General features: G+C 63.0%; 24 protein-coding genes. 18 read left to right on the plus strand and 6 right to left on the minus strand.

Translation table 11 applies throughout. From position 1 onward, the window contains the following. Positions 1 to 34: 34 nt before the first annotated feature. Together cysN and cysD are read right to left on the minus strand one after the other, a co-directional pair. The gene (gene cysN / locus KTC28_RS01545) at positions 35 to 1,981 is read right to left on the minus strand and encodes a sulfate adenylyltransferase subunit CysN (RefSeq protein WP_216710162.1); all 1,947 of its coding nucleotides are present in this window, start codon (positions 1,979 to 1,981) and stop codon (positions 35 to 37) included. Continuing rightward, positions 1,981 to 2,883, minus strand: a complete 903-nt coding sequence (cysD, locus tag KTC28_RS01550) for a sulfate adenylyltransferase subunit CysD (RefSeq protein WP_255602478.1) — start codon at positions 2,881 to 2,883, stop codon at positions 1,981 to 1,983. Before cysD ends, cysN begins: the two co-directional genes overlap by 1 nt. A 362-nt stretch (positions 2,884 to 3,245) precedes the next feature. Between cysD and rfbF the strand changes: the two genes are divergently transcribed. The 13 genes from rfbF to KTC28_RS01615 all read left to right on the plus strand — a co-directional run bounded on the left by rfbF (position 3,246) and on the right by KTC28_RS01615 (position 16,163). Continuing rightward, entirely contained in the window at positions 3,246 to 4,010 is a 765-nt protein-coding gene (gene rfbF, locus KTC28_RS01555) for a glucose-1-phosphate cytidylyltransferase (RefSeq protein WP_439650128.1), read from the plus strand. Next, the gene (gene rfbG / locus KTC28_RS01560) at positions 4,007 to 5,059 is read left to right on the plus strand and encodes a CDP-glucose 4,6-dehydratase (RefSeq protein WP_255602176.1); all 1,053 of its coding nucleotides are present in this window, start codon (positions 4,007 to 4,009) and stop codon (positions 5,057 to 5,059) included. The genes rfbF and rfbG overlap by 4 nt, the downstream gene beginning before the upstream one ends. After that, on the plus strand, positions 5,059 to 5,619 hold the full coding sequence (rfbC, locus tag KTC28_RS01565; protein ID WP_216710166.1) for a dTDP-4-dehydrorhamnose 3,5-epimerase: 561 nt from the start codon (positions 5,059 to 5,061) through the stop codon (positions 5,617 to 5,619). Before rfbG ends, rfbC begins: the two co-directional genes overlap by 1 nt. Continuing rightward, positions 5,616 to 6,842: a class I SAM-dependent methyltransferase gene (locus tag KTC28_RS01570; RefSeq protein ID WP_216710167.1), complete on the plus strand. Its 1,227-nt coding sequence runs from the start codon at positions 5,616 to 5,618 to the stop codon at positions 6,840 to 6,842. Before rfbC ends, KTC28_RS01570 begins: the two co-directional genes overlap by 4 nt. Continuing rightward, positions 6,839 to 7,693, plus strand: a complete 855-nt coding sequence (locus KTC28_RS01575; protein ID WP_216710168.1) for an NAD-dependent epimerase/dehydratase family protein — start codon at positions 6,839 to 6,841, stop codon at positions 7,691 to 7,693. Before KTC28_RS01570 ends, KTC28_RS01575 begins: the two co-directional genes overlap by 4 nt. Next, complete coding sequence (locus KTC28_RS01580; protein ID WP_223132267.1) at positions 7,659 to 9,209, plus strand: oligosaccharide flippase family protein; 1,551 nt, start codon at positions 7,659 to 7,661, stop codon at positions 9,207 to 9,209. Before KTC28_RS01575 ends, KTC28_RS01580 begins: the two co-directional genes overlap by 35 nt. Before the next feature lie 4 nt (positions 9,210 to 9,213). Next, positions 9,214 to 9,861 carry a xenobiotic acyltransferase family protein gene (locus tag KTC28_RS01585; protein ID WP_223132268.1) on the plus strand — a complete coding sequence of 216 codons (648 nt, stop codon included), beginning with the start codon at positions 9,214 to 9,216 and terminating at the stop codon, positions 9,859 to 9,861. Then, the gene (locus KTC28_RS01590) at positions 9,858 to 10,721 is read left to right on the plus strand and encodes a hypothetical protein (RefSeq protein WP_216710171.1); all 864 of its coding nucleotides are present in this window, start codon (positions 9,858 to 9,860) and stop codon (positions 10,719 to 10,721) included. Before KTC28_RS01585 ends, KTC28_RS01590 begins: the two co-directional genes overlap by 4 nt. Beyond that, on the plus strand, positions 10,721 to 11,851 hold the full coding sequence (locus KTC28_RS01595; protein WP_216710172.1) for a glycosyltransferase family 2 protein: 1,131 nt from the start codon (positions 10,721 to 10,723) through the stop codon (positions 11,849 to 11,851). The genes KTC28_RS01590 and KTC28_RS01595 overlap by 1 nt, the downstream gene beginning before the upstream one ends. Further along, the gene (locus KTC28_RS01600; RefSeq protein WP_216710173.1) at positions 11,848 to 13,116 is read left to right on the plus strand and encodes a hypothetical protein; all 1,269 of its coding nucleotides are present in this window, start codon (positions 11,848 to 11,850) and stop codon (positions 13,114 to 13,116) included. The genes KTC28_RS01595 and KTC28_RS01600 overlap by 4 nt, the downstream gene beginning before the upstream one ends. Further along, positions 13,113 to 14,081, plus strand: coding sequence for a glycosyltransferase (locus KTC28_RS01605; protein ID WP_216710174.1), 969 nt, complete (start codon positions 13,113 to 13,115; stop codon positions 14,079 to 14,081). The genes KTC28_RS01600 and KTC28_RS01605 overlap by 4 nt, the downstream gene beginning before the upstream one ends. A gap of 158 nt (positions 14,082 to 14,239) precedes the next feature. Then, positions 14,240 to 15,280, plus strand: a complete 1,041-nt coding sequence (gmd, locus tag KTC28_RS01610) for a GDP-mannose 4,6-dehydratase (RefSeq protein WP_216710175.1) — start codon at positions 14,240 to 14,242, stop codon at positions 15,278 to 15,280. Between the two features lies 1 nt (position 15,281). Then, positions 15,282 to 16,163 (plus strand): NAD-dependent epimerase/dehydratase family protein, encoded by an 882-nt coding sequence (locus tag KTC28_RS01615; protein ID WP_216710176.1) that lies wholly within the window; start codon positions 15,282 to 15,284, stop codon positions 16,161 to 16,163. 56 nt (positions 16,164 to 16,219) lie between these two features. Here KTC28_RS01615 and KTC28_RS01620 read toward each other — a convergent pair whose 3' ends face one another. The 3 genes from KTC28_RS01620 to KTC28_RS01630 form a co-directional block, all read right to left on the minus strand. Next, positions 16,220 to 17,347, minus strand: a complete 1,128-nt coding sequence (locus tag KTC28_RS01620; protein WP_223132269.1) for a Wzz/FepE/Etk N-terminal domain-containing protein — start codon at positions 17,345 to 17,347, stop codon at positions 16,220 to 16,222. Positions 17,348 to 17,563: 216 nt separating this feature from the next. Further along, positions 17,564 to 17,770 (minus strand): hypothetical protein, encoded by a 207-nt coding sequence (locus KTC28_RS01625; protein WP_216710178.1) that lies wholly within the window; start codon positions 17,768 to 17,770, stop codon positions 17,564 to 17,566. A 174-nt stretch (positions 17,771 to 17,944) separates the two neighbouring features. Further along, positions 17,945 to 18,286 carry an EthD domain-containing protein gene (locus tag KTC28_RS01630; protein WP_216710179.1) on the minus strand — a complete coding sequence of 114 codons (342 nt, stop codon included), beginning with the start codon at positions 18,284 to 18,286 and terminating at the stop codon, positions 17,945 to 17,947. Between the two features lie 86 nt (positions 18,287 to 18,372). Here KTC28_RS01630 and KTC28_RS01635 point away from each other — a divergent pair, with 86 nt between their 5' ends. From KTC28_RS01635 to KTC28_RS23190, 4 genes are all read left to right on the plus strand, one after another. Then, positions 18,373 to 18,972, plus strand: a complete 600-nt coding sequence (locus KTC28_RS01635) for a TetR/AcrR family transcriptional regulator (protein ID WP_216710180.1) — start codon at positions 18,373 to 18,375, stop codon at positions 18,970 to 18,972. Positions 18,973 to 19,277: 305 nt separating this feature from the next. Further along, positions 19,278 to 20,654, plus strand: coding sequence for a transposase (locus KTC28_RS01640; RefSeq protein WP_216710181.1), 1,377 nt, complete (start codon positions 19,278 to 19,280; stop codon positions 20,652 to 20,654). Between the two features lie 435 nt (positions 20,655 to 21,089). Then, entirely contained in the window at positions 21,090 to 21,641 is a 552-nt protein-coding gene (locus KTC28_RS01645) for a TetR/AcrR family transcriptional regulator (RefSeq protein WP_216710224.1), read from the plus strand. Positions 21,642 to 21,686: 45 nt separating this feature from the next. Continuing rightward, positions 21,687 to 22,007 carry an alpha/beta fold hydrolase gene (locus KTC28_RS23190; RefSeq protein WP_369426568.1) on the plus strand — a complete coding sequence of 107 codons (321 nt, stop codon included), beginning with the start codon at positions 21,687 to 21,689 and terminating at the stop codon, positions 22,005 to 22,007. Here the strand turns inward: KTC28_RS23190 and KTC28_RS01650 are convergent, their stop codons facing one another. Next, complete coding sequence (locus KTC28_RS01650) at positions 22,008 to 22,430, minus strand: hypothetical protein (protein ID WP_216710182.1); 423 nt, start codon at positions 22,428 to 22,430, stop codon at positions 22,008 to 22,010. A 201-nt stretch (positions 22,431 to 22,631) separates the two neighbouring features. On the opposite strand from KTC28_RS01650, the gene KTC28_RS01655 reads away from it, so the two are divergent. Continuing rightward, positions 22,632 to 23,039, plus strand: coding sequence for a VOC family protein (locus KTC28_RS01655; RefSeq protein WP_216710183.1), 408 nt, complete (start codon positions 22,632 to 22,634; stop codon positions 23,037 to 23,039).

The following is a 23,039-nucleotide window of genomic DNA, read 5'->3' on the forward strand; positions in this document are numbered from 1 at the left end:
CCCCTGCCCGCCCCTGTAGGACAGCGAAAATCGCTTAAGCTGTCCCGCCGCGCGCCAGCACCCCGACGAGCATCTCGACCGCCTCCTCGGGCGTCATCGCCGACGTGTCGATGCGGATTTCGGGCTGCTCGGGAGCCTCATACGGGCTGTCGACCCCGGTGAAGTGCTTGAGCTCACCCGCGCGGGCCTTCTTGTACAGCCCCTTGACGTCGCGGCGCTCGGCCTCCGCCAGCGCGGTGTCGATGAACACCTCGACGAACTCGCCTTCACCGAACATCGCGCGCGCCATCGCCCGCTCGGCGCGGAACGGCGAGATGAACGACACCAGCACGACGAGCCCCGCGTCGACCATCAGCCGTGCGACCTCGGCCACCCGGCGGATGTTCTCGACCCGGTCTGGGTCGGTGAAGCCGAGGTCGCGGTTGAGGCCGTGGCGGACGTTGTCGCCGTCGAGCGTGTAGGTGAAGCGCCCTTCGGCATAGAGACGCTTTTCGAGCAGGTTGGCGATCGTCGACTTGCCCGCCCCCGACAGCCCGGTGAACCACAGGACGCGCGGACGCTGGCCGGTCAGCGCGGCGCGCGCGGCCTTGTTCACGTCCATCGCCTGCCAGTGGATGTTGTGGGCACGGCGCAGCGCGAAACGGATCATCCCTGCGCCGACGGTGGCGTTGGTGATCCGGTCGATCAGGATGAAGCCGCCCATGTCGGGGCTCTGCTCATACGCATCGAACGGGACGGTCCGGTCGAGGCTGATGTTGACGACCGCGATCGTATTGAGGTCGAGCTGCTTCACTGCGAGATGATCGAGCGTTTTGACGTTGATCGCGTATTTGAGCTCGGTCACCTGCGCCGAAACCAGCCGCGTCCCGATCTTGAGCCAGTACGGCCGCCCGGCCAACAGCGGCGCGTCGTCCATCCACACCAAGGTCGCCTCGAACTGGTCGGCGACCTCGGGCGGGGCGGCGGCGGTGGCGATGACGTCGCCGCGCGAACAGTCGATCTCGTCGGCGAAGGTCAGCGTCACCGACTGGCCCGCGACCGCGCGCGGCAGGTCGCCGTCGAGCGTGACGATCCGCGCGACGGTACTCGTCGCCCCCGACGGCAGCACCCGGATCGCATCGCCCGGCGCGACCGAACCGGCGACGATCTGGCCCGAGAAGCCACGGAAATCGAGGTTCGGGCGGTTGACCCACTGGACCGGCAGCCGCAGCGGGCCGGCGGCCAGCCGCTCGGCGTCGATGTCGACGCTTTCGAGATGCTCGATCAGGACCGGGCCGTCGTACCACGGCGTCAGCGCACTGCGGCTCGCGATATTGTCGCCCGCGAGGCCCGAGATCGGGATCGCAGTGAAAACGTCGATACCGATGCGTGCGGCGAAGGCGCGATAGTCGGCGACGATCCGATCGAACACCGCCTCGTCATAGCCAACAAGGTCCATCTTGTTCACCGCGAGCACGACATGGCGGATGTTCATCAGCCGGACGAGAAAGCTATGCCGCCGGGTCTGCGTCAGCACGCCCTTGCGCGCATCGATCAGGATCACCGCGAGGTCGGCGGTCGATGCGCCGGTGACCATGTTGCGGGTATATTGCTCGTGCCCCGGCGTGTCGGCGACGATGAACTTGCGCCGGTCGGTCGCGAAGAAGCGGTAGGCGACGTCGATCGTTATGCCCTGCTCGCGTTCGGCGGCGAGACCGTCGACAAGCAGCGCGAAGTCGATGTTCTGCCCCTGCGTGCCGACGCGCTTCGAATCGGCTTCGAGCTGCGCGAGCTGATCGTCGAAGATCATCTTCGAATCGTACAACAGCCGCCCGATCAGCGTCGACTTGCCGTCGTCGACCGAGCCGCAGGTGATGAAGCGCAGCAGCGACTTGTGCTGGTGCTGGTCGAGATACGCGTCGATGTCCTCGGCGATCAGCGCCTGCGCGCGATACGAGGGATCGATCACGGCGGCGTCGATCGCGTCGACTGGGGCGGCCATCAGAAATACCCCTCCTGCTTCTTGCGTTCCATCGACGCGTTCTGGTCATGGTCGATCGCCCGCCCCTGCCGCTCCGACGTGGTCGTCAGCAGCATCTCCTGGATCACCTCGGGGAGCGTCGCGGCGGTGCTCTCGACCGCTCCGGTCAGCGGGTAGCAGCCGAGCGTGCGGAAGCGGATCGACCGCTCGACCGGCACCTCGCCGGGCCGAAGGCGGAAGCGATCGTCGTCGACCATCACGATCATGCCGTCGCGTTCGACCGTCGGCCGCATCGCCGCGAGATACAGCGGCACGATCGGGATGTTCTCGAGGTGGATATATTGCCAGACGTCGAGCTCGGTCCAGTTCGAGATCGGGAAGACGCGGATGCTTTCGCCCTTGTTCTTGCGCGCATTATACAGCCGCCATAGCTCGGGGCGCTGGTGCTTCGGGTCCCAGACGTGGTTCGCCGAGCGGAACGAGAAGATCCGCTCCTTCGCCCGGCTCTTCTCCTCATCGCGCCGCGCCCCGCCGAACGCCGCGTCGAAGCCGTATTTGTCGAGCGCCTGCTTGAGCCCCTGCGTCTTCCACAGGTCGGTATGCAGCGCCGAGCCATGATCGAACGGATTGATGCCGCGCGCGACGGCATCGGGGTTCTTGTGGACGATCAGCTCGAAACCATAGTCGCGCGCGATCCTGTCGCGCAGCGCGTACATCGCCTGGAATTTCCACGTCGTATCGACGTGGAGCAACGGAAACGGCGGCGGCGACGGATAAAACGCCTTACGCGCAAGATGCAGCATCACCGCTGAATCCTTCCCGACCGAATACAGCATAACCGGCCGCTCGGTCTCGGCAACGACCTCACGCATGATCTGGATCGACTCCGCCTCGAGCCGCTGGAGATGGGTCAACGCCGCCACCCCGGCCTCAACCGCCCCGGCCCCATCACGCGCATCCGCAACCTTCGCAACCGCCACATCGTCTCCCTCGCTCCGCGCGACGAAGCCAGACGTACGCGATTTGCCGCGTCGGTGTCGAAGTAGCTGTTCTAGTGGCGGAGAAAGCTGGCGGCTGGCGCGGCGGAGAGGCATGGGACGGACTCGTCCGCCGGCTGGTTGCGGGGCTGCGCCCGTCCACCGCGTCCCGACAATGACCTAAAGATCAAGTCGGGAGTCCGGCTTTCTCGGCGCGCAGACAAATGCTAAGGGCGCGCGTCGATCGCGTTCCGCTCGTCGCGAAACGCACTACAGCACGCACTAGGGAGTTTTGTGGTTTGAAAGCGGTGATCCTTGCAGGCGGTCTCGGCACAAGAATTTCCGAAGAGACACATCTGAAGCCAAAGCCGATGGTTGAGATCGGCGTTCGCCCGATCCTGTGGCACATAATGAAGCTCTATTCGCATCATGGCATCACCGATTTCGTAATCTGCTGCGGCTATAAGGGTTATGTGATCAAGGAGTATTTTGCCAATTACTTCCTTCACATGTCGGATGTGACGATCGACATGAGCACCAACGAGATGACGGTCCATAACCGCAAGGCGGATCCGTGGACCGTGACGCTGGTCGATACCGGCGACGAAACGATGACCGGCGGTCGCCTGCGACGGGTTGCCGAGCATCTGAAGGGCGAAAGCGAGTTCTGCTTCACCTATGGCGACGGCGTCGCTGACATCGACATCACCGCTCTCATCGAGTTCCATCGCGCGCACGGCAAGCTTGCAACAGTGACCGCCGTGCAGCCGCCGGGCCGCTACGGCGCTCTCGACATGGACGGCTCAGAGGTGCGTGGCTTCGTTGAAAAGCCGCGCGGTGACGGCGGCTGGATCAACGGCGGTTTCTTTGTCCTGTCTCCGGCGTGCATCGACTATATCGACGGCGACGCGACGACCTGGGAGGCGGAACCACTCAACCGGATCGCCGCCGCTGGTCAGCTTCAGGCGTACATGCATACCGGTTTTTGGCAACCGATGGACACGCTGCGCGACAAGAACCACCTCGAGCAATTGTGGGCGTCGGGGACGGCACCGTGGAAGTGCTGGACGTGAGCGACGCGTTCTGGGCAGGCAAGTCGGTCTTCGTTACCGGCCACACCGGCTTCAAGGGCGGCTGGTTGTCGCTTTGGCTCAGCGAGCTTGGCGCGAAGGTCCACGGATATTCGCTGGCACCGCCGACCACCCCCTCGCTGTTCGACGTTGCGGGTATGGCTGACCGGATTGCTGGCCACACAATCGGCGACGTACGCGATTCCGCGAAGCTGACCGCGGCGCTGGTCGCAGCCGATTGCGAGATCGTCTTTCATCTTGCCGCCCAGCCGCTCGTCCGGCTGTCGTATAGCGAGCCGATCGAAACCTTTGCGACGAACGTCATGGGAACCGCGAACCTGCTCGAGGCGGTCCGCAGCAGCCCGACGGTTCGTGCCGTGGTCAGCGTGACGACTGACAAATGTTACGCCAACAACGAATGGCTGTGGGCCTATCGCGAGAACGAGCCGCTTGGCGGACGCGATCCTTATTCCGCGAGCAAGGCATGCGCCGAGATCGTCACCGCCGCTATGCGCGACTCATTTCTCTCCGCTGCGGGCGTCCGCGTCGCCAGTGCGCGTGCGGGCAACGTCATCGGCGGCGGCGATTGGGCGGCCGACCGGCTGATCCCCGACTTCTTCCGCAGCACCGACGCCGGACAGGCGCTTAATGTGCGCTACCCGGGTGCGACGCGGCCATGGCAACACGTGCTCGAACCCGTCGCGGGCTATCTGGCGCTGGCGAAGCGGCTTGCGACCGACGGCGACGGCATCGACACCGCGTGGAATTTCGGCCCTGCCGATGAAGATGCCCGCCCCGTCCGATGGATTCTCGACCATCTTTGCGCCGCGACGCCCGGTGCAACGTGGCAGGCAGAGGAAAAGATCGCGCTGCACGAAGCCGGCTATCTCAAGCTCGACAGCAGCCGGGCGCGGCATATCCTCGGCTGGCATCCGCGCTGGAACCTGGCGACTGCGCTCGAGGCTACGGTCGAGTGGCATCGGCGCTGGCGCGACGGCGAGGTCATGGCCGAGGTTTGCCGCGATCAGATCACGCGCTACGCGGCATCCTAATGGCCCGCTTCACCGTCACACCGACCCCGCTCGCAGGGGTTGTCATCATCGAGCGCCAACGGATTGGTGACGCTCGCGGCTTCCTCAGCCGGATGTTCTGTGCCGATGAGCTTCGCGAAGCCGGCTTCGCGCTGCCGGTCGCGCAGATCAATCACACGCTGACCGAAACGGCTGGGACCATGCGCGGACTCCATTACCAGCGTCCGCCGCATGCCGAGGACAAGCTCGTCACGTGTATCCGCGGTCGCGTATTTGACGTCGCGGTGGACCTGCGTGCGGGGTCGCCGACATTTCTGCGCTGGCACGCCGAGGAGCTATCCGCCGACAATGGCCGCGCGCTGTTGATTCCGCAGGGCTGCGCCCATGGGTTTCAAGCGTTGGAAGACGGGTGCGAGCTCCTCTATCTTCACTCGCGCGCATATGCTCCTGACGCTGAAGCTGGGCTTTCTCCGCTCGATCCGTCACTGGGGATTGCGTGGCCGCTCGCTGTGACGACGATTTCGGCGCGTGATGCGGGACATCCCGTCATCCAAGAAGATTTTACCGGAGTAAATGCATGAAGTGCCGCCACTGCCACGCGGAGGTCACGCTCAAGCTGATCGACCTCGGCGCGTCGCCGCCGTCGAACGCCTATTTGACCAAGGGTGCGCTGCTAGCTGCTGAGAAGTCGTATCCGCTGACGGTTTTCACCTGCACCAACTGTTGGCTGGTCCAGACGCAGGATCATGCTGACGCGGCGGAGCTGTTCGCACACGACTATGCGTATTTCAGCAGCACCTCGACGAGTTGGCTGGCGCACGCCGCGGCGTATGTCGACGCGATGATCGCCCGCTTCGGCCTCGACAGCAGTTCGCACGTTGTCGAAGTCGCGTCGAACGATGGCTATCTACTGCAGCACGTCGCCGCGCGCGGCATCCCCTGCCTCGGCGTCGAGCCGACCGCGAGCACTGCCGCTGCCGCGCGTGCCAAGGGCATCCCGGTGGTCGAGGATTTCTTCGGGGTCGAGCTGGCCACGCGCCTCGTCGCCGATGGTCATGCCGCCGACCTGACCGCCGCGAACAACGTTCTCGCGCACGTGCCGGACATCAACGACTTCGCCGCCGGCTTTGCGGTCCTGCTCAAGCCCACCGGCGTCGCGACCTTCGAATTTCCGCATTTGCTGAAGCTGATCGCCGAGGCGCAGTTCGACACAATCTACCACGAGCATTTTTCTTATCTGTCGCTCACCGCAGTCAGCGCGATCTTCGCCGCCAACGGCCTGCAGGTGTTCGACGTCGAGGAAGTCTCGACCCACGGCGGCAGCCTGCGCGTGTTCGCCCAACGTGCCGACAGCGCGACGCATCCGGTGACGGCAGCGGTCGCACGGATGCTCGCGACCGAAGTCGACGCGGGCATGACGACCGCCGCTTATTACGAGAACTTCCAGGCGCGCGCCGACACGATCAAGGACGCACTCGTCCGCTTCCTGCTCGACGCAAAGCGCGACGGCCGTAGCGTCGGTGCTTATGGCGCCGCCGCGAAGGGCAACACCGTGCTCAACTATGCCGGGATCCGGCCCGACCTGCTGCCGTGGGTGGTCGACCGGAGCCCGGGCAAGCAGGGCCGTTTTATGCCTGGCAGCCGGATTCCCATCGTCGATGAGGACCATCTGAAGGCGATGCGGCCCGATTACGTCATCATCCTGCCGTGGAACCTCCGCAGCGAGATCGTCGAGCAGCTCGCCTATATCCGCGATTGGGGCGGGCGTTTCGTTACCGCGATTCCCGAAATCGCCGTGACGTGAAGGTCGCGGTTACCGGCGCCAGCGGTTTCGTCGGACGGCACGTCGTTGCCGCTCTGGCGCGGCGCGGCGTCGAGGTCGTGGCGTCGTCGCGGCATCGCCCCGGCGACCTGCCGACGGAGATCGAACACGTCGCGCTCGACATCGCCGAGCCCGGCGACGCGTTCGACCGCCTCGGGCGTCCCGACGCGATCATCCATTTGGCATGGGGCGGATTGCCCAACTACCGCTCGCTCCACCATTTCGAGGGCGAATTGCCCCTGCAATACGCATTCCTGCACGGGCTGATCGAGAGCGGAGCCGAACGCCTCCTCGTCGCCGGGACCTGCTACGAATACGGCATGCAGGACGGCGAGCTTGGCGAGGATATGAACGGTTTTCCGACCAACCCGTATGGCTTCGCCAAGCTGACGTTGCTGCGGCAACTCGAATTCCTGCGCGCTGCCAAGCCATTTGCGCTGACGTGGGCGCGCCTGTTCTACTCCTACGGCGACGGCCAGGCGCCGACGTCGATCTACTCGCTTCTCCACGCCGCCGTGGCACGCGACGATAGCAAGTTCGCGATGTCGGCGGGCGAGCAGTTGCGTGATTACCTGCCGATCGAAACCGCAGCAGACCGGATTGCAATGCTCGCTGGGCGCTGCGGCGACGGCATCGTCAACATCTGCTCAGGCGTGCCGGTCTCGATCCGCGCGCTGGTCGAGCGCTGGATCGCCGCCAACGACTGGACGATCGTTCCCGATCTTGGGCGCTATCCGTATCCGGACTACGAACCGCTGGCGTTCTGGGGCCGCGCGACGAAGCTCGAGGCGCTGTGCGGTGCACCGCTTGGATCTGAAACGCGCACTGCGTGACCCGGCAATGACACTGCGCAACAACCTTATCGCCAATGTCGCGGGCAAGGCGTGGTCCGGCGCGATGGGCTTCGCCTTCGTGCCATTCTACATCCGCTTTCTTGGCATCGAGGCCTATGGGCTGATCGGCTTTTTCGTCTCGCTCCTTGCGCTGTTCTTCGTCCTCGACATGGGGCTCAGCGTCGCGATCACGCGCGAATTGGCCAAGCGCGCTTCCGACGAAGACAAGACGGAGGTCCGTGACATCGTCCGGACGCTCGAGGTCATCTACTGGAGCATCGGGATCGTCCTCGGCGGCGGGGTCGTCATGGCAGCACCGCTGCTCGCGAGCGGATGGCTGCACCCGCAAACCCTCAGTCTCGAGACGACGACGGCTGCAGTGCGGATGATCGGGCTCGTGATCATGCTGCGCTGGCCGGTCACGCTTTACAGCGGCGCACTGGCCGGACTCGAGCGTCAGGTTCAGCTCAACCTCTTGACCGCCAGTTACGCGACGTTTCAGGGGGGCGGGGCGGTTCTCGTGTTGTGGCTCATCAGCCCCACCATCACAGCGTTTTTTACCTGGCAGCTTGTTGCCGCCGCAGCGCAGATCACGCTGATGGTTGTCGCGGTCTGGCGGGGCCTGCCGACCACATCGTCGTCTCCTGCCTTTCGGCCGGCGGCGCTCGCCAGCATGGCCAGCTTTTCCGCCGGCATATTCGGCATCACCATTCTCTCGGTCATCCTTAACCAACTCGACAAATTCATGCTGAGCCGATTGTTGCCATTATCGGTGTTCGGCACCTATTCGCTGGCTGGGACGGTCGCCGCGAGCCTCAATCTAGCGGCGATGGCAATTTATGCGGCGGTGTTTCCGCGTTTGTCGCGGCTCGTTGCCGACGAGCTTTCCGGCGAACTGGTCAAGACCTACCACAAATGTGCCCAGCTGACGTCGGCGCTGGTTATTCCGGCGGGTCTTACCCTCGCCCTGTTCGCACGCGAACTGCTCACACTTTACGTCCATGATCCAGAGATCGTCGATCCGGCCGCGCCCCTGCTTCGCCTGCTTGTCATCGGCAACATTTTCCTGTCGCTGATGCTCCTTCCGCTTGCCCTCCAGCTGGCATACGGCTGGGTGAAGCTGTCGCTTTACAAGAACATCGTTGCTGTTGCGATTTTCGTCCCGCTGCTGTGGATCATGGTCTCGCGCTACGGGCCGATCGGTGCCGCGTCGGTCTGGATCGTCCTCACTGCCGGATACTTTCTCATCGAGGTACCGATCATGCACGCCCGGCTGCTCCGGACCGAGAAATGGCGGTGGTATCTGCTCGACGTCGGCCTTCCCGCTGGTATCGCGCTCGTTGTCCTGGGAGGTCTTCGGTTGGTGCTTCCGACCAGTGCACCGCTAGCACTCAGCATTCCTCTTATCGTCGCCGCCGCCGCCGTCGCCTTCGGTGCCAGCCTCGCCGCGATGCCATCGACCCGGGCAGCGCTGCTGGCAGCAATCACCCAGTTCAGAGGCTCGCGCCTTGCTTGAGTCCATGCGCTCGCGACTGAAGCGTCTGCTGCTTCAGCGGCGACACCCCGGCCTCGTGCTGGGCAGTCGGAGCGAAGTCAGCGGCAGCAGCTTCGGAGCGAACGTCCGTATCGGAGCCGATGCGACCATCATCAGCTCAAGCTTTGGCGACAACTCCTACATCGGACCACGAGCAACCGTCGTGCACGCCGCGGTCGGCCGGTATTGCTCGATGGCGTCTGACATTCAAATCGGATCGGGGAGCCACCCGTCTCGGGGTTATGTCTCGTCGCATCCGATCTTCTATCTCGCGCGTCCGTCGATCGGATGGTCGTTTGTACATCAGGACCGGTTCACCGAATTCGGGACAACTTCGATCGGCAACGACGTCTGGATCGGCGCGAAAGCAACCGTGCGCGACGGCGTGTCGATCGGGGACGGTGCGATCATCGGGGCCGGGGCTGTGGTCGTGAAAGACGTCGCCCCGTATTCCATCGTCGGGGGAGTGCCCGCCAAGCTGTTGCGCATGCGCTTCCCCGAGACCGATATCGCGTTTCTCTTAGAGCTACGCTGGTGGGACCGCGGCGAGGACTGGCTCCGCGAGCATGCGGTTTACTTCGACGACGTCGCACGTTTGCGCGAGGTGCTTGCTCAACGGGCAGTTGGCGCATGACCGCACCTAGGCATCCGTCGGTTGAACAGCCCTCGATCGCGGTGGTCCACATCGTCTTGGCGCAGTTCGGCATCGCCCCGTTCCAGGATTTCATTGCGTCGTACCGCCGCCATGCCGCCGGTATCGGCCACTCGCTGGTCCTCGCGGTCAAAGGCTTCGAGAACGGCCTGCCCGCAGCGTATATCGGCCTGCTCGACGGCATCCCCCACGAGGCGATCGAGGTCCCCAACTTCGGCTTCGACATCGGGACATACTGGCGGCTCGCCACGGCGCTCGATCATCAAACATTCTGCTTTCTGAACTCACGCAGCGTAGTGCTCGGGGATCGCTGGCTGTCACATCTGGTCGCTCCGCTGTCGGTACCGGACGTCGGTGCGGCGGGCGCAAGCGGCTCTTTTCAAAGCCTGCTCGAGGAGCATCTTCGCTATGTTCGCCGCACACCCGGTGAACGCGGACTGCGATCGATGATCCGCAGATCATCGATCAACACGCTTCGCCACCGCCTGCTGTTCGCGCCATTCCCGAACCCCCATCTCCGCACGAACGCCGTCGCGATCGCGCGATCTACCTTGCTTGCGTTGCCCGTTCCCCGCACGGCGACGCGGCTGGCGACCGCCCGTTTCGAGAACGGGCGCAATAACTTCACCCGGCAACTCGATCGCCGTGGCCTCAAGGTTGTGGTTGTCGGTCGCAACGGCGTCGCTTATGAACCCTCCGATTGGCCGACGAGCGGTACCTTTTGGCAGGGCGATCAATCGAACCTTATGGTCGATGACAACCAGACCCTGAAATACGCGATCGCAGGACCGGCAGAACGACATACGCTCGCTGCGGCGGCGTGGACATCACAAGAGATTTGATGACACCGCTGCTCAGCCTCATCATCCCGACCCGCGAGCGTGCGCGGACGCTGGTGTCGACACTGGCGACCGCGACGGCACAGGCCAGCCGCGATTTCGAGATCGTCGTCAGCGACAACATGAGCGCCGACAACACGCGCGAAGTCGTGACCGCCGCGGCGGAAAACGACGATCGCATCCGTTACCTCAATTCCGGCGCGCGCCTGTCGATGTGCGGCAACTACGAGTTCGCGCTCGAGCAGGCGCGCGGGGATTATGTCGTGATCATCGGCGATGACGATGCGGTGATGCCGGGCGGCCTCGACCGGCTGCTGGCGCGGCTGCGCGCGCTGTCCGAACCGACGATCCACATGTGGCCGTTGCACATCTACGACTGGCCGGTCGGCGAGCTGCCCGCGAAAGTAGCTTATCTCGCGCCGGTGATCCCGGAATCGACACTCGATCTCAAGGCCAAGGCGCGCGACATTGTCCGGCGCGGGGCGTGGAAATATTACGAACTGCCGTCGCCCTATCACAGCGCCATTCCGCGCGCGATCCTCAGCAAGATCCGTGACCGCACCGGGCGCGTGTTTCATTCGACACAGCCCGACGTGTTTACCGCGATGGCGATCCCGGCCTACGCCGACCAAGCGATCAACCTTGGCACGACGGTGACCTTGAACGGCCGGTCAGCACAGTCTAATGGCCTCGGCTTTGTCCAGCGCAAGGCGCGCGTAAACATCGACCGGTTCATCGCCGAATACGGTGACTATCGATTCCACCCGACGCTCGCGACTGGCGTCCCCGCAGCCGCGAACATGATTCCCGATGCCGTGCTGCTGGCGGTCGATCTGTTCCCCGAACTCTACGATGGGGTCGACTTCGACTATAGCGCGATGTGGGCGTACGTCTGCCGGCTCGGCTTCATGTCGCACGGCGAGGTTGTCCGGAGTGCGCGGCGGATCGCCCAAGCGCATGACTTCAGCCTGCCGCGCTTTGCGCGCTTCGCTGCCTTGCACCAGGCGGCGGTCATCCGCCGCAGGCTGCTCAATGCGGCGACTCCGCTCGGCGGGCTGGCTGCGGCCGTGCCGGGCACGATCGACGAGTTCGTCAAGGCGCTCGCCCGCGAACCGCGGCCGACGCCCGCATGACGGCTGCGACCAAGCGCAGGCCGGGCCAATCGGTGCCCGTGGGCTTGCTGCTGACGCTCGTTACCTTTGCGCCGACGGTCGTATTCTATGCAGGCGTGACGACGTCGCTAACGCTTGGTGCGACGCTGGCTGGCATATTGTCCGTACTGATTGTTGCCGCTTGTCCGGTCGGACTTGGCGAACCGCTCGCCCGCGCCACGGCAAGTATGATCGCGATCATGCTCGTGCTGAGCGTCCATCTGCTCTTCGCCAGTTTGCTATACGCGGTCGATTTTCCACACGCGCTGGCATCATTCGCGCCGTTGCTCATCCTCTCCCTGGGGGGAGTAGCCCTGGCGGTCGCGATCCAGTCCGTGTCGCCGGAGCACTTCAATGCGGTGGTTCACAGCGTCTTCGCGGCGCTGTGTCTGGTTGCTTTGCTGCCGATCGTCGGCCTCGATTTTTCGCTGATCTACCCCGGTAACGGCTATGCGAAGCCGATCTACCCGTTCACCGAGCCGTCGCATTTCGCTTTGATCTTCATGCCCTTTTATCTTTACGCCTGTGTCACTGCGCAGGCCGGCCGGCGCCTGATGCTGCTCGGCCTCGGTCTTGTGCTGATCCTTGGGCTCGAGAGCCTGACCCTCGCGCTCGGCTGGTTGATCGTTGCGCTCATCTGTATGCGCGGGCTGGTCCTGCCGGTGATCGTCGTCGCGGCGCTGGCTGTGCTGCTGACCGTGCTCGACCTCAGTTACTTCCTCGATCGACTCGACTTCAGCGATGCGAACCAGAACCTGTCGACGCTGGTTTACCTGCAGGGGTGGGACCTGGCCAGCGAGGCGCTTACCGCGACCCACGGCTGGGGCGAGGGCTTCCAGCAACTTGGCCTGCAGGGCACCAATTCGCCGACATCACAGATCATCTACGCGCTGACCGGCAACGAAATGAACATTCTCGATGGCGGTTTTGTTTTAGCCAAGCTGGTCGGGGAGCTCGGTTATCTCGGGATGATCATCGTTGCCGGGCTGCTGACGGCAATTGTCAGATCGGTGATCGTGTTGCGCAAGGGCGCCCGGCTACCGGGGATGGTGCCCGCTCCGATGCTGTTTGCGCACGCGGTATTTGCCGGTTTTCTGGTCGAGCTTCTGGTTCGAGGTACAGGCTATTTCGCCGGGACGACGATGTTGCTGGTCACGGCCACAGTGCTGCGCAATCGGTTTTTCCGTTCTGTCGGAGAGTCTATGGTACCCAGCCGCAACGCCCCGCTAATCGCGGTCGCACGATGACTGACCTGATTATCAATGGCACGGCAATTACGCGGTCGTCGCGCGGTGCCCGTCGCTATTACGACGGCATCATGGCGAACCTCGATTGGCCGGGTGAAATCAGCATCACCGAACCATGGTCTCGGCTGACGCGCTTCAAGGAACTCGCCGAGCGCGGCCGATCCGACGCGATTTACTGGTCACCGGCACATCGTGGCCCGTTGTTTGCGCATAATCACGTGGTCACGGTGCTCGATTGCATCAACATCGAGCATGTCTACTGCGACGACGCACGCCTGCCGCTGCTGCGGGCAATGATGGGACGGCTGCTTGCGGGTGCGCGCCAGATCGTGTGCATCTCCGAAGCAACGCGCGCCGCCGTCGAGCGCAATTTCGTGATCGATCCGGCGAAACTTTCCGTAATTGCCGGCCCGACGGTGTTGCCGATCGCAAACGCCGCGATTGCACATGTAGACGACGACGATTTCGTGCTGATGGTGACGAACGCGCTCCCGCACAAGAATACCGCATTCGCCGCGGCGGCGATGGCGGCGAGCCGGGCTCGCGAACTTGGGATCGGCCTGCGTGTCGTCGGCGCGCTCGCCGAGGGCAGCGCCGCGCTTTGTGCTGCCGCCGGGGTCAAGGTCGAGATATTTCACAATGTCGACGATGCGACGCTTTATGGCTGGATGCGGCGCTGCCGTTTCCTGCTTTCGCCCAGTCTTGCGGAGGGTCTGAACCTGCCGATCGCCGAGGCGGTCTCGCTCGGCGTGAACGTGGTGTGTTCGGACATCGCGGTGCACCAGGAATTCTTCGCCTCGGACGCGCTGTTCTTCGACCCCCTCAGCCACGCTTCGCTTGTCGCCGTGCTCGATGATGCGCTCCAGCGGTCAGGCCGGTGGTTTCCCGCAACCGCGAAACCGGGACCCACGTTTGGCGACGTCGCCGCGCAATACCGCGCCTTGTTTGAGCGCATGGCACCATGATGCCGTCCAGATTCTACGTCGTCGGTCATGCGCTGGCAGGTGACGAGCGCGTATCGCCCGCGGCGGTCGGCAGTATTCTGGCGTGGCTTGTGCAGACTTCGGGGGTGCGGTGGGACAGCCGCCGAACTCCCGCCAATAAACAATAAACGAGAGAATGAATGAAAAAGGCACTGATCACCGGCGTCACCGGACAGGACGGGGCGTACCTGACCCAGTTGCTTCTCGGCCAAGGCTATGCCGTACGTGGTGCGTATCGGCGGACGAGTTCGGTCGATTTCTGGCGGCTGGCGGCGCTCGGCGTTCTCGATCACCCCAACTTCTCGGCGGTCGAGTTCGACTTGACCGACCCAGGCTCGTGCATCTCGCTGGTCCGCAACGCGGGCGCGACCGAAGTCTATAATCTCGCGGCCCAGAGCTTTGTCGGAGTGTCGTTCGCAATTCCGGCGGCAACATCGCAAATTACCGGGATCGGCGCACTCAACCTGCTCGAGGCGATCCGGGTGATCGATCCGGCGATCCGCTTCTACCAGGCCTCGACTTCGGAGATGTTCGGCAAGGTCCAGGCGGTGCCGCAGAGCGAGACGACACCCTTTTATCCGCGCAGCCCGTATGCGGTCGCCAAGCTATATGCTCACTGGCTGACAATAAACTACCGCGAAGCCTATGGGATGTTCGCGTCGAGCGGGATTTTGTTCAACCACGAATCGCCGCTTCGCGGGATCGAGTTCGTGACTCGCAAGATAACCGACGGCGTTGCCCGGTTGCGGCGCGGGACGCTTGATTGCCTTGAACTCGGCAATCTCGACGCCCGGCGCGACTGGGGCTTTGCTGGGGAATATGTCGAGGGTATGTGGCGCATGTTGCAGACCGACACGCCCGACACTTATGTCCTCGCCACCGGACGAACCGAGACGGTCCGCGATTTCGTCAGCCTCGCCGCGACCGCCGCAGGCTTCGAACTCGACTTCGAGGGCGAGGGCGACAGCGAACTGGCCCGCGACCGTACTACCGGAAAAGTCGTCGTCCGGGTCAATCCAAACTTTTACCGCCCGGCCGAAGTCGAGATGCTCATCGGCGACGCGACCAAGGCGCGGGTCGATCTCGGCTGGGAAGCCTCGACTTCGCTCGAGACGCTCTGCACGATGATGGTCGAAGCCGACCTCGCGCGGCACGCCCCGGGCAGCGCGCCGGCGCGCTGAGGTGACGCGTCGGGCGCTGATCACGGGCATCGAGGGTTTTACCGGGCAGTATGTCGCTGCCGAGCTGTCCCGTCGCGGCTTCGAGGTCCACGGCACCACGCGGGCGGCGTCTACGCAGCCCGACTGGCATCAGGTCGATCTCCTCGATGCCACAGCATTGGCGACGGTGGTCGAAGCCGTCGCGCCGACGCACGTCGTTCATCTTGCAGCGGTCGCCTTTGTCGCCAGCAATGATGTCGAGGCGATCTACCGAGTCAACATCGTCGGGACACGTAATCTGCTGTCGGCGCTAGCACCGCACGCTGCGGTCTTGCGCGCGGTCGTCCTTGCCAGCAGTGCAAGCGTCTACGGCAACACACCCGACTCGCCGATTGCTGAAGCGACGCCGCCGCGACCATCGAACGACTATGCAATCAGCAAGTTGGCGATGGAATTCGTCGCCGCCGCATGGGCCGAACGGGTGCCGGCAACCGTCGTCAGGCCGTTCAATTATACGGGTGTCGGCCAGGCTCCGGAATTCCTGATCCCCAAGATTGTCGCGGCTTTCCGGCGACGCGCGCCGGTCATCGAGCTTGGGAATCTCGACGTCGCGCGGGAGTTTTCCGATGTTCGCGATGTTGCCGCCGATTATGCCGATCTTGTCGAGGCGGGCATCGCAGAGACGGTCAACCTGTGTTCGGGGATCGCTTACAGCATCGGCGACGTGCTCGCGATGGCCACCTCAATCACCGGGCATTCGATCGACGTGCACACCAACCCAGCCTTCGTCCGTGCGGGCGACATCGCGCATCTTGCCGGTGACAATGCACGGCTTCGCCGCATCGCCCCTGCCACGCGGAGGCGGCCGTTCGACGAAACCCTACGCTGGATGCTGGAGGCGTAACGGTTCGTCGTCGTCGAACGCGCCGGCACTGCCGACCGCACACCAAGGCCCGGACGTTACTCCATACTCTCAATAAATTGCTGCCGGCGAATACTGCGTCGAATCATGCTGAACAGTGGAAGCACAGCAATTGCCAGCGCGATCCACACGACCAGCGCAAGCACCACAGCGAGCAACAATACCAGCCACGGATTCGGCGTCGTAAAATTCGGCGAAACCCAGATACCGCCAAAACTTTCGGCCGCGAAAGAGGCGTCGACGCTCGCCATCATGCGCGTCTTTTCATAGGTGCTGAGCGCCTGCAGGACTGATACGCGGTAATCCTCAACCTGGATCTGTGCGAGCCGCTGCTCAAGATATCTGACGTAGATTGCCGCCCGCGTCAGCGACCGCTGCCTGAGGAAGTTGTCGGTAGCGGCATTTGTCTCGCGCAGCAGTTCAGCCGCGAACTGCGGGTCTTCGTTCTCGTACGACAATTGAATAAATGGTTTCTTCTTGTTTTCGAGGACGACAATGCTTTTCTGAATATAGGCCTGAAGTTCGCTTGCACCCGGCGGCTGCCATGGCTTGATCGGCACGCCTAGCAAGCTTTTGACAGTTACAGACAGACTGCGCAGCGCCGAATGTGGCTCGCGCCACTGTCGCTGACTTGCGTCCCACGATTGGCTGAAAATGGCCCGCATCAATGCTTCGTTGCGGCTTAATTTTTCGGCGACCGGGTAGGACGTCACCGCCTCGGCATAGATCCCGAACGCCGGGCCGCCCTGATTATTCAAATCGACCCCGACGATCGTGCTGATACTGGCAAGGCCGCCGGTGGCTTTCGGCGCATTCTGGTCGGCCGGCGTTACGGTCAAGATCGCCGCATATTTGTACGTAGCAATATGAAGATAGACGATTGCAGCCCCAACAAAAACGATCAGGAGCGCCAGGCCGAGAAACTTGCGCCTCCGCAGAGCCTGGATCCAGTCGATTAGGATAGAACGATTAGGTTCGACGATTTCATCAGACTGCAGCGGCGTAGACATTGAATTCCAATCGATAAGTCCTGCCGTCAGTGCAGGGCGGCCTGCACCACCGGTGCCGGCTGCGCCAAGAACCACACGTGGGATAGCGCCGCACCGTGGCAGTTGCCAGAGTTGACGTATGGCCCATCCACCAAATCGCGCATCACCTGTGTTCAATCGTCTCGCTCAGGCGCCGAAGAGGACCGCACGCACAAGCATGTAAAAATTGCCTGGTTCAGAAGCATCGACCTATTGAGTAAAGCCCGTGGCGGAGAGGGTGGGAATCGATTAATTGAAGCAACACCTTGTTTTATTACAGATTGGGCACCTACCTTCGATGACGGGTGCCCCCTAGCATGCCCCCAGATGGAACAGTGCAACTCGGACGCATTGTCACCAGCGGGTGCGACAGTCATGTCCGACCAGACGTGCATCGTGAATTAGCACCGGGTAGACCAGAAAAATTTCGCTTGCGGCGGAGACGAAATGGATATGATCGGGCAGCGCCGTCTCGGTGCGGTAGTGCTGCATAATCAGCATGCCCGCGATCTCCTCGACGTTGATGAGGCCGAAAAGCTTGGCGCCACCGATGACGCCCATCGCGTGATGGCCCTTGGCGCTGGCGCGGTACTCCTCGTCGGTCCTCCCGAAGATTTATTCGCCGAGGTCGACGGCACACGTCGGAACCGGCAGGGGATCGGTGTGCGCGAACTTCATCGTCAACCTTTCGTAGACGGTCGGTCGAGTGCTTCGCGACCGGGGGTCGGAGCGGAATCAGGCGACAGGGTTCTCGGTCGACACCATGAAATCGCAGGCGTGAAGATCGAGGAACGATTCTTCGTCCGGCCTGATCTTCTCGAGGTACACCGGATCGGAAAAGCAGCGGGCGAGCGCGTCCACATCGTCGAACCAGAGCTCGGTGATGCCATCATATTTGGTCGGCGGCATGCCCGGCAGGCTCGCGTCGATCGCGTGCTGCTGGACATAGCGGCGGACCGTTTGCTGCGCGACCGGCACCGACATGAACAGCGCCGCGTGCCGGTTGCGATGGTGGTCGATGAACTCCTCGTGCGTCAGCGAGGGTTTGCGGGTCAGAAGAATCGTGAACTTGATCATGCCAGCCTCCAGATACGGGTTGCCACCGGACGGCGTGTTCGGCAACACTCATGTATGCATTGCATACTTAAATATAAGAGGCGGAATTGTTCGGCCATCAAGCCTATCATCACGGAACTCTCCGGCGCGCCCTCCTGGAAGACGCGGCCGTCCTGCTGAATGTAGGCGGGCAGGACGCCCTGTCACTGCGTGCGCTGGCACGGCGGGCAGGCGTCTCCCCGCGGGCGCCCTACCGCCACTTCGCCGATAAGGAGGCGCTGCTCACCGCGCTGGCGGTGGAGGCCTTCGCCGCGTTCGGAGAGGCGCTCGCAACAGCGGATGCTGCGGCCGAACCGGGCCGGGAGCTGGAGGCGCAAGCGATCGCCTATGTTCGCTTCGGGTTGGAGGCACCTGCCCGGTTCAGGTTAATGTTCGGACCGCGACGGCTCGCGGCAGACGCGGAGTTGGCCATTGCGAAGCAGGGGCCGTTCGGCATCCTTCAGGCTCGCGTCGATCGGCTCGCCGGTCCGGGCGACGACAGCCGCGCGCAGGCCGTAGGCTATTGGTCGCTCGCCCACGGTTTGACGGTGCTGTTCCTCGACGGGCGCGTCCGCGACGAACTTGACGGAAGCGAGGATGAGATCATTCAACGCGTCGCAAGAGCAACGCTTCGCATCGAGCAGTCGCAGCAGTCCGATTGCCCATAGTATAAGACTGGTAGCGAACTAAGTCGGCGCGTGGCGCGTATGGAGCTGCTGCGGCACCATCATTCGCCAACCATGATTGACACTTGAGTTTCCCTTTTACGCCCTCGTGACGAGTTTTGGGAAGCCGCGCGCATTCTCTTTTCCTAATCATTTTCGGGAAAGGCGGCAGCGGCGCGCAATGTTCGCTATCGTCGTCCGCCTCCCCGTAAACGAACGTCCGCAACCCTCCCTATTTTGTTGAAAAACTCTTCCTTGAAAGGGCGCTAAGCCTCTGATTCAATGTATTTACGATAGGAGATACAGCGATGATGGGTGAGCGGCAGGTTGATCAGGCGGCGTTGTTTTACGAGTTCTCGCTCGAGCGGCATGTTCCTCGCGATAATTTGCTGCGGTCGATCGATCGGTTTGTCGATCTGTCGAGCGTGCGGGCGCATCTTCAGCCGTACTACAGTGCCACAGGACGCCCCTCGATCGATCCCGAGCTGCTGATCCGCATGCTGATCATCGGCTACACGCACGGTATTCGGTCGGAGCGTCGGCTGTGCGAGGAAGTGCATCTCAACCTCGCCTACCGCTGGTTCTGCCGGCTCGGCCTCGACAGCGACGTGCCGGACCACTCGACGTTCTCGAAGAACCGGCATGGCAGGTTCCGGGACAGCGATCTGCTGCGGCACCTGTTCGAGAATGTCGTGCAGCGCTGTCTCGACGAGGGGCTGGTCGGCGGCGAGGGCTTCGCGGTCGACGCGAGCCTGATCAAGGCCGATGCCAGCCGTCAGAACACCGTGTGGGGATCGCGGACGCTGAAGACCGACGTGACCAGCCGCGCTGTCACCGAATATCTTGCGGTGCTCGACGACGATGCGTTCGGTGCCGCGACCGACGTGGTGCCCAAGGTCGTCTCGCCGGTCGATCCGGCGGCGCGCTGGACCGGTGCCAACGGCGGGCTGTGCTTCTTCGCCTATTGCACCAACTATCTGATCGACCTCGATCATGCCATCATCGTCGATGTCGAGGCGACGACCGCGATCCGCCAGGCCGAGGTCACCGCACAGCGCCGGATGATCGACCGGACACATGAGACCTTCGGACTTTGCCCGCAGCGGCTGGCCGCGGACACCGGTTATGGCTCGGCCGGCAACCTGCACTGGCTCGTCGACGAGCGGGGCATCGCGCCACACATCCCGGTGTTCGACAAATCGCAGCGAAGCGACGGGACGTTCTCAAGGTCCGACTTCGCCTTCGATCACGCCAGCGATGCCTACACCTGTCCGGCGGGCAAATCGCTCAAGCTTTACAACCGCAACTTCACCACGCCGCGCAACGGGGTCGATCGCGACGGCAACCTGCGCTACCGCGCCAACCGGCGGGACTGCGAAAGCTGCGCCCTCAAGCCGCAATGCTGTCCCGATGCACCGGCGCGAAAGATCATGCGCTCGGTCCATGAAGATGCACGCGACGTGGCGCGCGCGATCGCCCGAACCAACGGCTACCTGGTCTCACGGCGCGAACGGAAGAAGGTCGAGATGCTGTTCGCCCACCTCAAACGCATACTCAAGCTCGACCGGCTACGCCTACGAGGACCATGCGGAGCCAAGGACGAGTTCCTCCTCGCCGCCACCGCCCAAAATCTCCGGAAGATGGCCAAGCTGATCCCGATGCCGCAACCAGCGATGGCCGGCTGACGCCGGAGACGGCTGCGACGAGCAGTTGGCCTCCGGCTCGAACCAACCAGCCGCCGAGTTCTTCAACGGAATACTCCCACTTCTTGCCGTTCAACAGTTCGATGGACGGCAAACCCGGATTTGCATGCAGCGATGTACAATAAATAAGTATTTTCCATAATAGGAGCGAGCCTCCCGGCACTTAGCGTGTATCTGGGTCTGTTGTATGTACCGACCCCTGGTAGCCACCCGCCTCAGAATTCGGCTCAGCTAACCACGTAACCATGCGACGTATGCAGAAAAGGGCTTAAGCCGAGCAGCCAGTCCAGCATACCAAACGCCCTTTTTCGGAAGCGCGCAACCGTCTACACCGAAGCTGTGCCGGGCAAATCAGTTTCAAAATCAAAGGGCGGCAGGCCCTGGAGCTTCGACCGCGAACGCGCCCTCGAAGCCGCCATGCTGTTATTCTGGGAGCGTGGATTCGCGAGCGTCAGTATCAAGGACCTGACCGCCGCGATGGGGATCGGGCCGGCAAGCCTCTACGCAGCTTTCGGAAGCAAGGCTGACCTCTATCGGAGTGCGCGCGAGAGGTATTTCGAACACGAGGAGCCCTTATGGCGTGTTCCGACAGGGGGTCCGCTGCGGGCAGCGCTGAACGACTTCTTCGATCTCGCGGTGAAGGTCGTCACTAGGCCTGGAAGGCCCCGCGGGTGCCTGATCGCCTCAGGGTTCATCGAGTTTGCTCCGGCCGAGCACGATCTCGCCCTTGAGACCCGCGGCTTCCGCGATCGCGAGCGGCGCGACCTACTGAAACTGTTGAACACTGGTCTGGCTGACGGCGAGCTGCAACATGATGCGGATACCGAGGTGCTCGCCCGTTTCCTAGCGACAGTCGTCGAAGGGTTTTCGATCCAAGCCCGGGATGGCGCAACCGCGCGGGAGCTGCGAGCGGTGGGCCATACCGCCGAGATTGGCCTGCCTTGGGCGCGAGATGGACCAGAATCGTAAGGGTGTTGTTGAGCGGACAGTCTTCAACCATTCGAGCCGGAGCCTATGTCCCGACCGGACCCCGACCAGACGGCATTGGCCGGACCCACGACGTCTGGTGAAGCCGGTCCGATACACGGCGACCGTCATTCGCAGGCGCGCCGCCGCCTTCGGGTAAACGGCGTCGGTCTTGCCTATCGCGACGTGGGACGCGGCGACGGGTCGCAGATCTTACACGGCTGGCCCGAAACATCGCACGCTTGGCGCAAGCTCATCCCGCTGCTTTCCGAAGACTATCGTGTAATCGCGCCCCCCCGCGGTATCGAAGGCTCCTCGAAGCCGCAGGATGGCTACGACCAGAAAGCGGTCGCTGCGGATGCGCGGTAGCTAATGAAGGCGCTCGGCATCGACCGAATTTCTCTCGTCGGGCACGAGATCGGTGGGCAGGTCGGATACGCCTACGCCGCCCATTGGCCCGCCGAGGTCGTCAAGTTCATCTTCATCGAGAGTGGCTTGCTGGCGTTCGGACAGGAACAGGCGATAAATGTCGCCCACGGGGGCAGCTGGCATTTCGGCTTCAACATGCAGAGCGACTTGGCGACCGCTCTGGTCACCGGCCGCGAGCGGTTGTTCGTTGAATACCTCCTTCGACGTGATACGGTAAGCGTCGTCGACCCGTCGAGCATCACGCATGTTGATCTCGACATCTATGCGGATGCCCTGAGCCGGTCCGGTGCACGCCGCGCCTCCTTCGCCTACTATCGCGAAGTTAAAGATCGACGCTGCGGACAACCGACGGTTAGGCGCCATTCGACTATCAATGCCCGTGCTCGCGATTGGTGCCGATCACGGCTACTGCAACGCCTCCGCCACGACCATGCTCAATGTGGTGGACCACGTCACCGACATCCTGATGGCCGACTGCGGTCAATAAGTCGCCGAGGAGCAGCCGGTTGTTCTCGACCGCGCGCCTCGCGACTTCTTCTCGTCCTAACCTATGGGAGCGATCCAATGATCCTGAAGACATACATGCGCCTGTTCACCACCGATGCGGAAGCCTCGCTGGCGACTCTACGCAGCTTGCACGGCGGCGAGCCTCACATGCGGCTGACAATGAACGATTGGGAGCTCATCGCGATCGGAGACATCTTGCTCGTGGCAGGCTCCGAGCAGAGCCTCGCCCCCATTCGCAACAGCCAGGGCCCGATTGTCGTCGATGATCTCAACGCCGCGAAGTCGGCTCTGGAGGCTGGCGGTGCCACGATTAGCAAGCCGATCGCCGAGGGGCCGACGGGTCGCTATCTGTATGCGATCCATGCGGACGGCAACGTCGTCGAATATGCGGAGTGGAAACCGGAGCTGGTGCAGCGCTGGTATCGGACCCCGAAAGAGAGCGGGAAGCCGTCCGCCCAGATGTAA

Source organism: Polymorphobacter megasporae (assembly GCF_018982885.2).
Taxonomy (GTDB): domain Bacteria; phylum Pseudomonadota; class Alphaproteobacteria; order Sphingomonadales; family Sphingomonadaceae; genus Polymorphobacter_B; species Polymorphobacter_B megasporae.